The 13,317-nt window shown below is 68.0% G+C and carries 12 protein-coding genes; 10 read left to right on the top strand and 2 right to left on the bottom strand.

Annotation, left to right across the window (positions count from 1 at the left end; all coding sequences use genetic code 11):
* Positions 1 to 259 precede the first annotated feature (259 nt).
* A complete protein-coding gene (gene nucS / locus ACFWIX_RS14950; RefSeq protein WP_377216920.1) occupies positions 260 to 955 on the bottom strand; it encodes an endonuclease NucS in 696 nt (231 codons plus the stop codon).
* A 71-nt stretch (positions 956 to 1,026) separates the two neighbouring features.
* Between nucS and ACFWIX_RS14945 the strand changes: the two genes are divergently transcribed.
* Positions 1,027 to 1,374, top strand: coding sequence for an ATP/GTP-binding protein (locus ACFWIX_RS14945; protein WP_377216919.1), 348 nt, complete (start codon positions 1,027 to 1,029; stop codon positions 1,372 to 1,374).
* A gap of 79 nt (positions 1,375 to 1,453) precedes the next feature.
* Positions 1,454 to 2,251, top strand: a complete 798-nt coding sequence (locus tag ACFWIX_RS14940) for an alpha/beta hydrolase (RefSeq protein ID WP_377216918.1) — start codon at positions 1,454 to 1,456, stop codon at positions 2,249 to 2,251.
* A 63-nt stretch (positions 2,252 to 2,314) separates the two neighbouring features.
* Here ACFWIX_RS14940 and ACFWIX_RS14935 read toward each other — a convergent pair whose 3' ends face one another.
* Positions 2,315 to 3,493 carry an AI-2E family transporter gene (locus ACFWIX_RS14935; RefSeq protein ID WP_377216982.1) on the bottom strand — a complete coding sequence of 393 codons (1,179 nt, stop codon included), beginning with the start codon at positions 3,491 to 3,493 and terminating at the stop codon, positions 2,315 to 2,317.
* Between the two features lie 517 nt (positions 3,494 to 4,010).
* Here ACFWIX_RS14935 and ACFWIX_RS14930 point away from each other — a divergent pair.
* The 8 genes from ACFWIX_RS14930 (at position 4,011) to ACFWIX_RS14895 (ending at position 13,314) form a co-directional block, all read left to right on the top strand.
* Positions 4,011 to 5,729: a hypothetical protein gene (locus ACFWIX_RS14930; protein WP_377216917.1), complete on the top strand. Its 1,719-nt coding sequence runs from the start codon at positions 4,011 to 4,013 to the stop codon at positions 5,727 to 5,729.
* Between the two features lie 51 nt (positions 5,730 to 5,780).
* A complete protein-coding gene (locus tag ACFWIX_RS14925) occupies positions 5,781 to 6,779 on the top strand; it encodes a co-chaperone YbbN (RefSeq protein ID WP_377216916.1) in 999 nt (332 codons plus the stop codon).
* Positions 6,779 to 7,873 (top strand): NADH:flavin oxidoreductase/NADH oxidase, encoded by a 1,095-nt coding sequence (locus ACFWIX_RS14920; protein ID WP_377216915.1) that lies wholly within the window; start codon positions 6,779 to 6,781, stop codon positions 7,871 to 7,873. The genes ACFWIX_RS14925 and ACFWIX_RS14920 overlap by 1 nt, the downstream gene beginning before the upstream one ends.
* Positions 7,874 to 7,889: 16 nt before the next feature.
* Positions 7,890 to 8,678 (top strand): ABC transporter ATP-binding protein, encoded by a 789-nt coding sequence (locus ACFWIX_RS14915; RefSeq protein WP_377216914.1) that lies wholly within the window; start codon positions 7,890 to 7,892, stop codon positions 8,676 to 8,678.
* Complete coding sequence (locus ACFWIX_RS14910) at positions 8,660 to 10,228, top strand: transporter (protein WP_377216913.1); 1,569 nt, start codon at positions 8,660 to 8,662, stop codon at positions 10,226 to 10,228. Before ACFWIX_RS14915 ends, ACFWIX_RS14910 begins: the two co-directional genes overlap by 19 nt.
* A gap of 41 nt (positions 10,229 to 10,269) precedes the next feature.
* Positions 10,270 to 11,043, top strand: coding sequence for a glucosamine-6-phosphate deaminase (gene nagB, locus ACFWIX_RS14905; protein ID WP_377216912.1), 774 nt, complete (start codon positions 10,270 to 10,272; stop codon positions 11,041 to 11,043).
* Positions 11,044 to 11,191: 148 nt separating this feature from the next.
* The gene (locus ACFWIX_RS14900) at positions 11,192 to 11,533 is read left to right on the top strand and encodes a DUF3039 domain-containing protein (RefSeq protein ID WP_377216911.1); all 342 of its coding nucleotides are present in this window, start codon (positions 11,192 to 11,194) and stop codon (positions 11,531 to 11,533) included.
* A complete protein-coding gene (locus ACFWIX_RS14895) occupies positions 11,533 to 13,314 on the top strand; it encodes a DEAD/DEAH box helicase (protein ID WP_377216910.1) in 1,782 nt (593 codons plus the stop codon). The genes ACFWIX_RS14900 and ACFWIX_RS14895 overlap by 1 nt, the downstream gene beginning before the upstream one ends.
* Positions 13,315 to 13,317: the final 3 nt, after the last annotated feature.

Below are 13,317 nucleotides of genomic sequence, written 5' to 3'. Positions count from 1 at the left end.
GAACTTGTTTAAGACCGGCACACCTCGCGCCGGCCTTGGTCACTCCGCGAGAAGAATCCTGGATTACCCGCCCTGCTCAGGGCCGGTGCTGCAGGAGCTTCGCGCTCGCAACATGTCTTGCGAGCATGAAAAACACCTACACAAAGACTGACTCAAGAATTTCATGCCCGTTCCCGCAGGTCAACGGCCCAGAGAGGCAAAAAATGCAAATTTTGGTAAAAAACAGGTTAACCGCATCGGCCCTATCGCTTGCGGATACCTAGAAGAGCCGGGACTCGCTGTCGTCCACGCCGCGCATTGCGTCATAATCCAGCGTGACGCAATCAATTCCACGGTCGTTGGCCAGGACTTTCGCCTGGGGCTTGATTTGCTGGGCCGCGAAGATGCCCCGGACCGGAGCCAGGAGGGGGTCGCGGTTCAGGAGTTCAAGGTAGCGGGTAAGCTGCTCCACGCCGTCGATGTCACCGCGGCGTTTCAGCTCGATGGCCACCGTGGCGCCGTCCGCGTCCCGGGCCAGGATGTCCACCGGACCGATCGCGGTGAAGTACTCGCGGCGAATCAGGGAGTAGCCCGTTCCCAAGGTTTCGATCTGTTCTGCCAGGAGCCGCTGGAGGTCCGCTTCCACCCCGTCCTTGATCAGGCCCGGGTCCACGCCGAGGTCATGCGAGGACTCGTCCAGTTTCTCGTGGATGTTGATGATCAGGCGGTCGTCGGTCTTGGCGGATTGGACCGTCCACTGTTCCACCACTCCCAACTCCAGGTCCACCTCGTCCGGAGAGGTGACACGGAGGGTTGCCGGCGGGCTCATCCAGTTGAGCGGCTTGTAGGAACCGCCATCGGAGTGGACCAGCACGGAGCCGTCCGCCTTGACCAGGAGGAGCCTGGTCGCGAGGGGGAGGTGGGCTTTGAGCCGGCCAACGTAATCAACGGAGCATTTGGCTATCACGAGTCGCACGCCGTACAGACTACCGTCTGCCGGGGCAAGGGCTTGCGCCGGACGCCGCCGGCGTCGGGCAGAATGGAACCATGCCGCGCTCCAACCGCCCCCGCCGTCCGGTCTCCGGGAAGGGTGGTCCCCGTGCCGCAGGCAGGAAGGGCAGCAGCGAGGTGCCGGAGCTCGACCTGGAGCGCGCCCGCGCCGGCATTGCCCGCCGGGAAAGCGCGCCCGACGGCGACTGGATGGTCCGCACCATGACCGCCCGGAACGCTGAGAAGACCTATATCTGCCCGGAATGCTCCACGGCGGTCCTTCCCGGGGTAGCGCACCTGGTGGTGTGGAAGGACGACCATCTCTTCGGGGCGGCCGCCGGCCTGGCGGAACGCCGCCACTGGCACACAAACTGCTGGATGACCCGCAGCTACCGTTACCGGTAGGCCATGCCGCACCGCTCCAGCCCTGCGCCCCAGCCCATCCACGGGCAAAGACGACATGAAACTGGCTAAGCTTGCAGGCATGACTTTTGATCCGGCGTCGTACGATTTCATCCAGTCCCCGGGGCCTGTGCCCATCCGCGCCGCAACGGTCCTGCCGGCGCGGCGCGAGAACGTGGAACTGCGCACGGCGGACGGGCACACCCTGGTGGGGGAGCTCGCGCTCCCGGAGTCGGGCGAGGTCAAAGCGACCCTCATAACGCTTCACCCGCTGCCCACCCACGGCGGATTCATGGACTCGCACGTTTTCCGAAAGGCGTCCTACCGCCTCCCGGCGCTGGCCGGCGTTGCCGTGCTGCGCTTCAACACCCGCGGTACCTCGTCGCCGCGGGGTACCAGCGGCGGATCGTTCGAGGAAGGCGTGGGTGAACGCTACGACGTAGAGGCGGCCGTGGCATACGCCGTTGAGCGCGGCCTGCCCAACCGCTGGCTGGTGGGCTGGTCCTTCGGCACCGAACTGGCCCTGATGTACGGTGCTGTGGACCCCGTGGCGCAGGAGGTTGAGGGTGCCGTGCTGTTGTCCCCGCCGCTGCACCGCGCCACGGACAAGAACCTGGTGCAGTGGGCCGAATCCGGCAAGCCGTTGACCGTTGTGGTCCCCGAACACGACGACTATCTGCAGCCGGCCGAAGCCGCCTCGCGGTTCAGCCTGGTGCCGCAGGCCCGCGTGGTGGGGGTCGACGGCGCCAAGCACCTCTGGGTGGGGGAGAAGCAGGCGTCGCGCGCGTTGATGGAAATAGTCGGGACGGTTGTTCCTGGCGGGACGCCGGGCGGGCTTCCCTCGGAGTGGGACGGGCCGGCGGCCACCGCAACGGCCTAGCTGCGGGTCCCGGGTTCCCAGGCTGCGGAGCCCGGTGCTTGTCCTGCCGGGAGCGCGTGCCCTTTAGTGTTTGTCCTGCCGGACGACAAAGATCTCCCGGATCAGGAGCAGCGCTGCCGCCGCGGTGGGGATAGCGATCAGCGCGCCGAGGACGCCCAGGAGGCTTCCGCCGGCGATTACCGAGATGACTGCCACCGCGCCGGGAACAGCCACGGCCTTTTGCATGATGCGTGGAGAGATGAAGTAAGCCTCGAACTGGAGGTAGGCGAAGTAGGCGATGGCGTAGATGGCCGCGCTCTGCCAGCCTTCGGTCAGTGACACCAGGATAACCACGACCCCGGCAATCACGCCGCCCACCAGCGGTATGAACGCAAGCAACGCCACAACGAAACCCAGCAGCAGCGCAAAGGGGATGCCCACGATGGACATCACAATGAAGGCAAACGTCGCGTTAAGCAGCGCCACGATGGCCTGGCCCATGACGTAGTTGCCGACGGAGCGGGTGATTTCTTCGGAGAGGGCCTCCACACGGTCCCGGCGGGAACGCGGCGCCAGCCGGTAGCCCCATTTCTTCATGGCCGGAAGCGCCGCCAGGAAGTAGAGGCTGAGCACCAGGACGATCAGGGCGCCGAACAGCCCGTTGGCCACCGTTGATCCGAAGCCCACCACACCACCGAAGATGCCTCCCATGGCGGCGGGGTCGTTGACGAACTTGTCCAGTTCGTCCGTGACCCGGTCGCGCACGCCGAACTGGTTGTCCAGGCTCTGGAAGAATTCGGAGTCGAGGAAGTCCCGGATCCAGACCGGAGCCTGCTCCACGATTTCGGTCACCTGTTCCACGATGGTGGGGATCAGGGTGGCAAAGAATCCAACGACGGCGCTCACCAGCACGCCGACGGAGACGAGGATGCCCGCCGGCCGGGGGATCCTGCGGCTTTCGAGCCAGCTGACCACCGGCTCCAGTCCCAGGGCGATGAACAGGGCCGCGACGATCCACAGCAGCAGCTGCGTGGTGTTGGACCCGATCCAGTAGACCAGCAGTGCGAGGCCAACGCCTACCGTGCCCATGAATCCCATGTACAGGGGGTGCTGCGGGGACATGCGCGGACCAAGGTCGCCAAACCGGGGTTCCAGCTGGTCCTGGCCGTCCACTTCGCTGCTTCCGTTGTGTTGGGCCTCCGGCGGCATTTCGAAGCGCAGCCTGGGCTGGGCGCCGGGCAGCGGCTGGCGCAGCCTGCGCATGACGAGGCCAAGGCCGGCGGCGGCAGGGAACTTGCGCCGGGCGGCAGCGGGTCCAGCCGCGGGGCCGGGCAGACCGGTTGCCTGGTTGGGTGACGCCTGGCCCTGTGACCGCCTGCCCTGTGACGGCTGGTCGGGCGCAGCACCGCGCTGCGGCGGTCGGCCCTGCGGCGCCTGACCCTGCGAAGACCGGTTTTGTGCAGCCTGGCCGCGCGCGGCCCCCGCAGGCCCGGCCCCGGCAGCGGAACCGGCAGTCGTGGAAGGGCCGGTGCCCGGGGTTGGCTTCCCGCCCGGTTGTCCGGCTGCCGCCGGGCCGCCGTCCGTCTTGTCAGTCACTGAATCCTGGGGCCTGTTCCGTGCGGGGCACCGCGTGGGCGGGCCGGTCTGTCGAATCTTCGCAAACACTATCAGCAGCCCTGTCAACAGGGCCGCAGGACCCGCTCCGGCGCCCCGCTCCGCGGACCTGGTAACAAAACGGTTACTATTGAAGGTAAACCCCCGCTGATGATAGGTGTTTCCCTTGCGTTTAAAGACTGCAGCCGCACTTGTGCTGCTCGGCCTCCTGACACTTTTGGCCGGTATCGGCCAGAGAACCATCTGGGCACCGGCAGAGACCTTTACGGCATCCCTGCCGGAAAGCGCCGCCGAAGCCCCCCTCACGGTCATTGACCAGGAGCTCCGTACCCTCCACGGCGGCACGCCGACCATCACGGTCGAAGGCGACGGCAGCTTCCTGCTGGCCGCCGGCCGGCCGGACGACGTCGAAGCCTGGGTCGGGAAAACGGCGCACAACACTGTCACGGGGGTCTCCGAGGACGGCAAGGAGCTGCAGGTGGAGCACGCCGATGGCGAGGCCACCGCGCCCAACCCGGCCGCGTCCGACCTCTGGGTGGCCACCGAGAACGCCAGCGGCGAGCTGGAGTACTCCTGGACCCCGCCCGCAGACGGCGACTGGTCCCTCCTGCTGGCCTCGGACGGAACCAAGGCGGCTCCCGCCAAGGTCTCCATGACCTTCCCCAACGACACCTCCACTCCGTGGGCCATTCCGCTCATGGTCCTGGGCGGCCTGCTCATCCTGGCCGGCGTCTTCATGGCTCTGGGCGGTGCGGCTGCCATCCGCGGCGGCGGCAAGGGCTTCGGCGGCGGCTTCGCCCGAAAAGCCCGCGCCCGCAACGAGGCGAAAGCCAGGTCCCGGCAGGCATCCGGGCTCAGCATGGTGGCGGCCGGACTGGCTGCCATCCTTGTCGCGGTCTCCGCGCCTGTGGCGCAAGCGGCCAGTCCGAGTCCTCAGCCCACCGGGGGAGCTTCGTCGGCCGAGCCTTCCCCGGGCGGAGCGGAAGGCGCCGATGCCGCGGCGTCGCCGGTCCTGCTGGACACGCAGTTCCGCCGCATCCTGGAGCAGGTCTCCAGCGCGGTCGAGGCTGGGGACGCAGCAAAGAATGCGGGCAGGCTGGCCAGCCGCGTGGGAGGCACCGAGCTTGAGGTCCGCACCCAGAACTACAAGATCCGGTCCAAGGTGGGAAGCTATGCCGCCAGGATGCCTGTCCGGGCCACCAAGCTCCTCACCACGGTGGTGACCACCGACCGCGACTGGCCGCGGTCCGTCCTTGCAGTCACCCAGGGTGACGGCAATGTTGTCCCGCAGCTGCTGACGCTGGTCCAGTCATCTCCGCGCGAGAACTACAAGCTCGTGGAAACCACCCCACTGCAGCCCGGCGCTACCTTCCCCTCCATCAGCCGTGAAGGAACGGACACCCTGGCCGCGGATGACAAGTCCGGACTGCTCTACAGCGGTGCCGAGGCCATGGCCGGCCTGGCTGACCGGCTCACCAAGTCCAACTCGGCCTTCAAATCCAAGCTGGTGGAAGGCAACTCCTCGCCGTACATCGCAGACACGCTGTCTTACCAGGCAGAGGTGGTCAAGGCCGGAACCAATGGCAACTTCACCTTCACCCATAAGGTGGTTCCGGACAGCACCGTGGTGTTCCGCACCTCCGACGGCGGCGCATTGGTGTTGGGCAGGATCAACTTCGGCTTCCAAGGCACGCCCAAGGCCGAGGGGGACAAGCTCACCATTGGCAGCGATGCCGCCGCGCTGGCCGGAGGAACGGTCACCACAACCGGCATGGTGCTGACCTTCGCCGAATCCGTGGCGGTCTACGTCCCGCCGGCTGGTTCTGCGGACCCGATGAAACTGGTAGCCGCAACCCGCGGCCTGGTGGGCGCCAGCTTCAAGTAGGACCCGCCCCCAGTACTTCCGGCAGCGGCCGGAGTGGCTAGAGTGGAAAGCATGAGTTCGCCAGCTTCCCGCCCAGTCCCTCCTGCCGCTGCCAATCTGGTTAACCTGCGCGGCGCCGTCGACCTTTCTTCCCTGAAACGGCCTTCACAGCCTGCCCCGCAAGCGCCCGGCGGTGTTCCCGGCGGGCCGGGAACCCAGGCCGGACAGGAGACCCCTGGCGGCCAGGGCAGCCCCGAACTGAGCGTCACGGTCACCGAGGGCAATTTCCAGCAGCTCGTTGAGCTCTCGGCCCAGGTCCCCGTCGTGTTCGCGCTGTGGGCCTCCTACTCGCCCGAATCTGCCGCCATGGTGGAAACGCTGGAACGCCTCGTGGCCGGTTACGGCGGACGCCTGGTGCTGGGCACCGCGGACATTGACGCTTTCCCGCAGCTGGCCCAGGCCTTCCAGGTCCAGGCTGTGCCCACGGCCGTCGCGGTTCTCAAGGGCCAGCCTGTCCCGCTGTTCCAGGGCGGCGCCGACGAGCAGCAGGTCCGGAGCCTGTTCGATGAACTGCTCAAGGTCGCCGCTGCCAACGGCGTCACCGGAAGCCTGGGCGCCGGGGAACCCCAGGATGCCGCACCCGCGCCGCTGCCCCCGCTCCACCAGGCCGCCTTTGATGCCATCGAGGCAGGCGACTACGCCGCCGCAGCCGATGCCTACCGGCAGGCGCTCAATGAAATGCCGTCGGACCACGAGGCCAAGGCGGGCCTGGCCCAGGTAGAGCTGATGGCCAGGCTTCAGCCGCTTTCGGCCCAGGACAGTGAGGCCGTGCGTTCGCAGGCCGCCGACGAACCTGACAACCTGCAGGCGCAACTGGCGGTGGCCGATCTCGACGTCGCCGGCGGGCATGTAGAAGACGCCCTCAACCGGCTGGTCGCGTTCATCGGACGGAACTTCGGACCGGAACGGGAAACAGCCCGCGTCCGCCTGCTGGAGCTGTTCGACGTGGTGGGCGCCGGCGACGAGCGGGTGGCCAAGGCCCGCCAGGCGCTCGCCCGGGTCCTGTTCTAGTGCCGGCGCTCTTCGAACCGCTGACGCTGCGCGGCCTGGAGATCCCCCACCGGGGCTGGGTTTCCCCGATGTGCCAATACAGCTGCGATGATCCTGAAGCGCCAGGCGTGCCGAACGACTGGCACCTGATGCACCTGGGATCCTTCGCCGCCGGCGGGGCCGCCCTGATCCTGACAGAGGCCACCGCGGTCAACCCCGAGGGCCGGATCAGCCCGCGGGACACTGGCCTCTACAACGATGCGCAGCAGGAAGCCTGGCAGCGCATCACCGGGTTCGTCCACCGGCACGGCGCGGGCACCCGGATCGGCGTCCAGCTTGCGCACGCGGGCCGGAAGGCATCGGTCTACTGGCCGTTCTCGGACCGGCGGGGCAGCGTGGAAGCGGCCGACGGCGGTTGGACCACCCGGGGTCCCTCACCGGTCGCGTTTGACGGCTATGCCGCACCGGCTGCCATGACCGAGGATCAGATCCGCCAGGTCATCGCAGACTTCGCCGCTTCCGCTCACCGTGCCGTGGATGCCGGCTTCGACACCGTCGAGATTCACGGGGCGCACGGCTACCTCCTGCACCAGTTCCAGAGCCCGCTGAGCAACACGCGCCAGGACGGCTGGGGCGGCGACGAAGCCGGCCGCAACCGGCTCATGTTGGCTGTCGTGGATGCTGTGCGCGGTGCCATTCCCGATTCCATGCCGCTCCTTCTGCGGATTTCGGCGACTGACTGGTCGCCTGGCGGCGTGGACCCTGCCGCCTCGGTACGCCTGGCGAGGGAAGCGGTGCACCGCGGTGTGGACCTGATCGACGTCTCCAGCGGGGGATTGGTACCCCACCAGCAGATCAAGCCAGGTCCGGGCTACCAAACCGGATTTGCCGCGGCCATTCGCAGCCAGGCGGACGTTCCCACCGGAACAGTGGGGCTGCTGACCTCGCCGGACCAGGCGGAACACGCTGTGGCCACGGGACAGGCTGACGCGGTCCTGATCGCCCGGGCGGCGCTGCGTGATCCGCACTGGTGGCTGCGTGCCGCGTTCGAACTGGGGCATGACTTGCCGTGGCCGCCGCAGTATGAACGGGCCATGCCCCGACAGTCGTTCTAGGGTCTAGGCTGGCAGCATGACCGTCCCGTCGCAGCCGGTAGCCCACACGGAAGTGCCAGCCTTGTCCCTTCGCGGCCTGGCCAAGCGGTTCGGCAACAAGATTGCCGTGGACGGCATCAGCCTTGACGTTCCCGCAAGGTCGTTCTTCGGCATCGTAGGCCCCAACGGGGCCGGCAAGACCACGCTGTTGTCCATGGCCACGGGACTGCTGCGTCCGGAGTTCGGCACCGCACTGGTCCACGGCATGGATGTCTGGCAGCACCCGCTCGAGGCAAAGCGGCTCCTGGGCATCCTGCCGGACGGCGTCCGCCTCTTTGACCGGCTGAGCGGGGAGCAGCTCCTGACCTACGCAGGCCTGCTGCGGGGCATGGACCGCGCCACGGTGGCCCCCCGGGTTGCTGAGCTCCTGGCGGCAATGGACCTGGACCAGGAGGCCGGGACGCTGGTGGTGGACTACTCAGCCGGGATGACCAAGAAGATCGCTCTTGCCTCGGCCCTCATCCATGCCCCTCGCGTCCTGGTGCTGGATGAACCGTTCGAAGCCGTGGACCCTGTGTCCGCAGCCAACATCCGCGCCATCCTGGACCGCTACGTGGCGTCCGGCGGAACGGTGATTGTCTCCAGCCATGTCATGGACTTGGTCCAGCGCATGTGCAGCCACGTGGCGGTGGTGGCCTCCGGCAGGATCCTCGCCGCGGGAACCGTGGCAGAGGTGCGTGGAAACGTCACGCTCGAGGAACGCTTCGTGGACCTGGTAGGCGGCAGGAACAGCACGGAGGGGCTGGAATGGTTGCGCACCTTCTGAGGCTGAAGCTGGCGCTGCTTCGCAACGGGCTGCGGCGAAGCCCGTGGCAGCTGGCCGGCATGGTCCTGGCAGCGCTCTATGCGCTCGGTGTGGTCGCCACCTTGGTCCTGATCCTCGTGGCGCTGCGCTCCGCCCCGCACGAGGCGGCCTATACCGCCGTCGTCCTCGGCGGAACCGCGGCGATCGGCGGGTGGGGAATCGTGCCGGTGGTGGCCGCCGCCACGGACCTGACTCTGGATCCGTCCCGTTTCACCACTTTCGCCGTTCCCATGACCCAACTGCTCGCCGGCCTCGCCCTGGCAGGCCTGCTCGGAGTGCCCGGCCTTGCCACGCTCCTTGTTGCCCTTGCCACCGTTGCCACCTGGTCCACCGGAATCGTTCCGGCGCTCGCGGCAGTCGCCGGCGCCCTGCTGGGCGTTGCCGGCTGCATCATCCTTGCCAAGGTGGTCACCACCGCCACGGCCGGCCTTGCCGCTTCCCGGCGGTTCAAGGACGCCAGCGGCCTGGCCTTCCTGGTTCCGCTGGTGGTCCTGGTTCCGGTGCTGGCGGTCCTGGCCAAGGAGGGGCAGGCGCCTGCATTCCTCCCCGGACTGGCCCGGGTGCTGTCCTGGACGCCCCTGGGTGCGGCCTGGTCTGTGGGCGGCGACGCCTCCGCCGGACTGGGCGGTGCCGCGGCCCTCAAGCTGCTGATTGCCGCGGCGACGGTGGCGGGGCTGACCTGGTGCTGGAAGGCACTTCTGGAACGCGCCCTGGTCACTCCACCGTTTGCGGGTTCGGCCAAACGCGGCGGCGGCCACCCCGGGCTCCTCGGGGCCGTTCCTGCTGTTCCCGCAGCCGCCGTCATGGCCCGCTGCCTGACCTACTGGGTCAAGGACCCGCGCTATTCCGGGTCGCTGGCAGTGATCCCGCTGCTGCCTCTTGTCCTCTACTTCCAGGGCGTCCAAACAGGAGACTTCGACGGGCTGGTGATCCTTCCTCCTCTGGTGGCGTTCATTCTGGCGTGGTCGATATCCGCGGACGTCTCGTATGACAACACCGCCTTCGCGCTGCATCTGGCCACCGGAGTCTCCGGCGCGGCGGACAGGCTGGGGCGCGTGCTGGCCTGCCTCGCCTTTGCCCTGCCGGTGGTCCTGGCCTTCGGAGTGGGGCAGGCGGCACTCAACGGGTCGTGGACAGGCCTCCCGGGCCTGCTGGGCCTCAGCGTGGGGATCCTGCTGACCGGCCTCGGCCTGTCCTCAGTGGTGTCCGCGCGGTACACGGTGGCCGTTCCACTTCCCGGCGACAGTCCCTTCAAGAAGCCGCCCGGAAACGTGGCCCAGACCTTGGCCGTCCAACTCATCGGCATGGCGCTCCTGGGGGTCCTGGTCCTGCCGGAAGCCGTCCTGTTCGTGGCCGAAGTCACCACCGGGAACCACGTGCTGGGCTGGGCCAACCTCGCGGCGGGCCCACTGCTGGGTCTGGCCCTGCTGGCCGGGGGAGTCCGGCTGGGAGGCAGGTGGCTCGAAGCCCGCGGCCCTGAGCTGCTGGCCCAGGTGGCGGTGAACCGGTGAAGCAGTCACCGCCGCTTTAGACAATCCGGAAAGGAATCCCCATGGAAGTAGTGATCCTCAACGGCAGCAAAGCGCCGGGACGCCTGGCCGCGGACGCCATCCAGGCCCTCCTGGAGCGCACGCCGGACGCGGTCCTGGGCCTTGCCACGGGCTCCTCGCCCCTGCCCGTTTACGATGAGCTGGCAGCAAGGCCCGGCCTGGATTTCAACCGTGTATCCGCTTTCGCGCTGGACGAGTACGTGGGGCTTCCGGAAGGCCATCCCGAGTCCTACCGAGAGGTGATCCGACGCGGGTTCACCAACCGGGTGAACATCCGGCCGGAGAACGTGCATTGCCCGGACGGGACGGCGGCGGACATTCCGGCAGCGTGCGCCGCCTACGAAGAAGCCATCGCGGCCGCCGGGGGAATCGACCTGCAGTTGCTGGGCGTGGGCACCGACGGGCATCTCGCCTTCAACGAGCCGGGGTCCTCGCTGGCCTCGCGGACTCGGATCAAGAGTCTGATCGAGCAAACCCGCAGGGACAACGCGCGGTTCTTCACCAGCCTGGCCGATGTCCCGCACCACGTCATCACCCAGGGCCTGGGCACCATCATGGAAGCCCGGCACGTGGTGCTCCTGGCCACCGGTGCGCGGAAAGCACAGGCCGTCCGGGACCTGGTAGAAGGACCGGTATCGGCCATCTGCCCGGCATCGGTGCTGCAGTTCCACCCGCACGCCACCGTGCTGCTGGATGAAGCGGCAGCTTCCGCCTTGAAGCTCGCCGACTTCTACCGGCATACCTATGACAGCAAGCCGGCGTGGCAGGGCCTCTAGCTCAGGGGCTCCGGGCCGGCGCGCCTGGGCTGGTGCCCGGCGCGCCGGCGGCGCCTTCCGGCCACCGCGGACGGCACGACGGCGGCAGGTTCCGCGGGCGCGCTGGTGACACGCCGCCGTCGGACGCGGAGCCTCACGAACGGCTAAGATGGAAGGCATGACTAGCATGACGGACCCTCTCGAAAACGACCCGATGCGCGAGCTTTCCGGGGCTGGAACGTCCACGGCCACCATTGAGCGCGAGGAACTGCGCCAGGAAGTGGAGCCGGGTGACCGGGAGCGCTTTTCGCACTATGTGCGCAAGGAAAAAATCATGGAGTCCGCACTGACCGGCGAGCCCGTCATCGCCCTGTGCGGCAAAGTCTGGACGCCGGGCCGGGACCCGCAGAAGTTCCCGGTGTGCCCCACCTGCAAAGAGGTCTACGAGGGCCTCCGCCCGGGCAATGACGGCGGCAAGGGTCCCGGAGGGGACTCGGGCAACAACAAGTAGTGACGGAGACGCTCTTTGGCGGCCCCACCCTGCCTCCGGCCTATCCGGAACGTGCAGCCTGGGGAACCGCCCCGAAACTCCGTGCCTGGCAGCAGGAAGCTCTGGACCTTTACCTGCGCAACAGCCCCCGGGATTTCCTGGCCGTAGCAACCCCCGGTGCGGGTAAGACCACCTTTGCGCTGCGCGTGGCGTCAACGCTGATCGACTCCGGCGTGGTCAATCGGGTGACCATTGTGGCGCCCACCGACCACCTGAAGCGCCAGTGGGCCGACGCTGCCGCGCGGGTGGGCATTGCCATCGATCCCAACTTCAAGAACTCGGACGGCCAGCACGGCCGCGGCTTCATCGGCGTTGCCGTCACCTATGCCCAGGTGGCCAGCAAGCCGCTGCTGCACCGGGCCAAGACGGAAGCCGCACGCACCCTGGTGATCCTGGATGAGATCCACCACGGTGGCGAGGCGCTCTCCTGGGGCGACGGCCTGCGCGAGGCCTTCGACCCCGCCGTGCGCCGGCTGTCACTGACCGGTACGCCGTTCCGTTCGGACACCTCGCCCATCCCGTTCGTCGAGTACGCGCAGGACCGGGACGGCATCCGCCGCTCCAAGGCGGACTACACATACGGCTACGGCAACGCCCTGCGCGACCACGTGGTCCGGCCCGTGATGTTCATGGCGTATTCGGGGCAGATGCGATGGCGCACCAGCGGCGGCGAGGAAATGGCCGCGTCCCTGGGCGAGGCCGCGGTGACGAAGGACGTTACCTCGCAGGCATGGCGTACGGCGCTCAACCCGGCCGGAGAATGGATCCCCGCGGTCCTGGCCGGCGCAGACAAGCGGCTCAGCGAAGTCCGCCGCACCGTGCCGGATGCCGGCGGCCTGGTCATCGCCACGGACCATGAGGACGCCCGTGCGTACGCCGGGCAGCTGAAGCGCATCACGGGGGAATCGCCCACGGTCATCCTCTCCGACGACGCCAAGGCCTCCAGCAAGATCGAGGAGTTCTCCGCAGGGGAGCAGCGCTGGATGGTGGCCGTGCGGATGGTGTCCGAAGGCGTGGACGTGCCGCGGCTCTCGGTCGGCGTGTACGCCACGTCAACCTCAACGCCGCTGTTCTTCGCGCAGGCCGTAGGGCGCTTCGTCCGTGCCCGCAAGAGGGGCGAGACGGCGTCGGTCTTCCTGCCGTCGGTCCCGCAGCTAATGGCGCTGGCCAACAGCATGGAAGCCGAACGGGACCACGCCCTGGACCGTCCGGAGAAGGACGACGACGGCCTCTTCACCCCTGAAGACTCCCTGATGGACGAGGCCAACCGCGAGGAGAAGGCCTCGGACAGCCTGACCAAGGGCAAGTTCGAGGCGCTCGATTCGCAGGCGTCCTTCGACCGCGTGCTCTTCGACGGCGGCGAGTTCGGCACCGGCGGCGAGGTAGGGTCCGACGACGAACTGGACTTTCTGGGCATCCCCGGGCTGCTGGACGCAGAGCAGGTGGGAACCCTGCTGCGGCAACGCCAGCACGAGCAGTTGAGCCGCAAGGGCAGGAAGGCGCCCGCGCAGGCTGCCGAAACCCAGACGCCCGCCGTGCCGGACCATAGGATGCTGATGGACCTGCGGAACGAGCTGGCCAAGAACGTAGCCGCGTGGTCTGCCCGTACGGGAACACCCCACGGTGTGGTCCACACCAAGCTGCGCACGGTCTGCGGCGGCCCCGCGGTGGCCCAGGCGAACGAGGAGCAGCTGCAGGCACGCCTGCGAAAGCTCCAGGACTGGTTTATCGGGCGGAAGTAGCCG

It is taken from the genome of Pseudarthrobacter sp. NPDC058362, assembly GCF_042723515.1.
GTDB lineage: Bacteria > Actinomycetota > Actinomycetes > Actinomycetales > Micrococcaceae > Arthrobacter.
The sequence above is the reverse complement of the archived record's forward strand: the minus strand, read 5'-3'. Positions and strand labels throughout refer to the sequence as shown.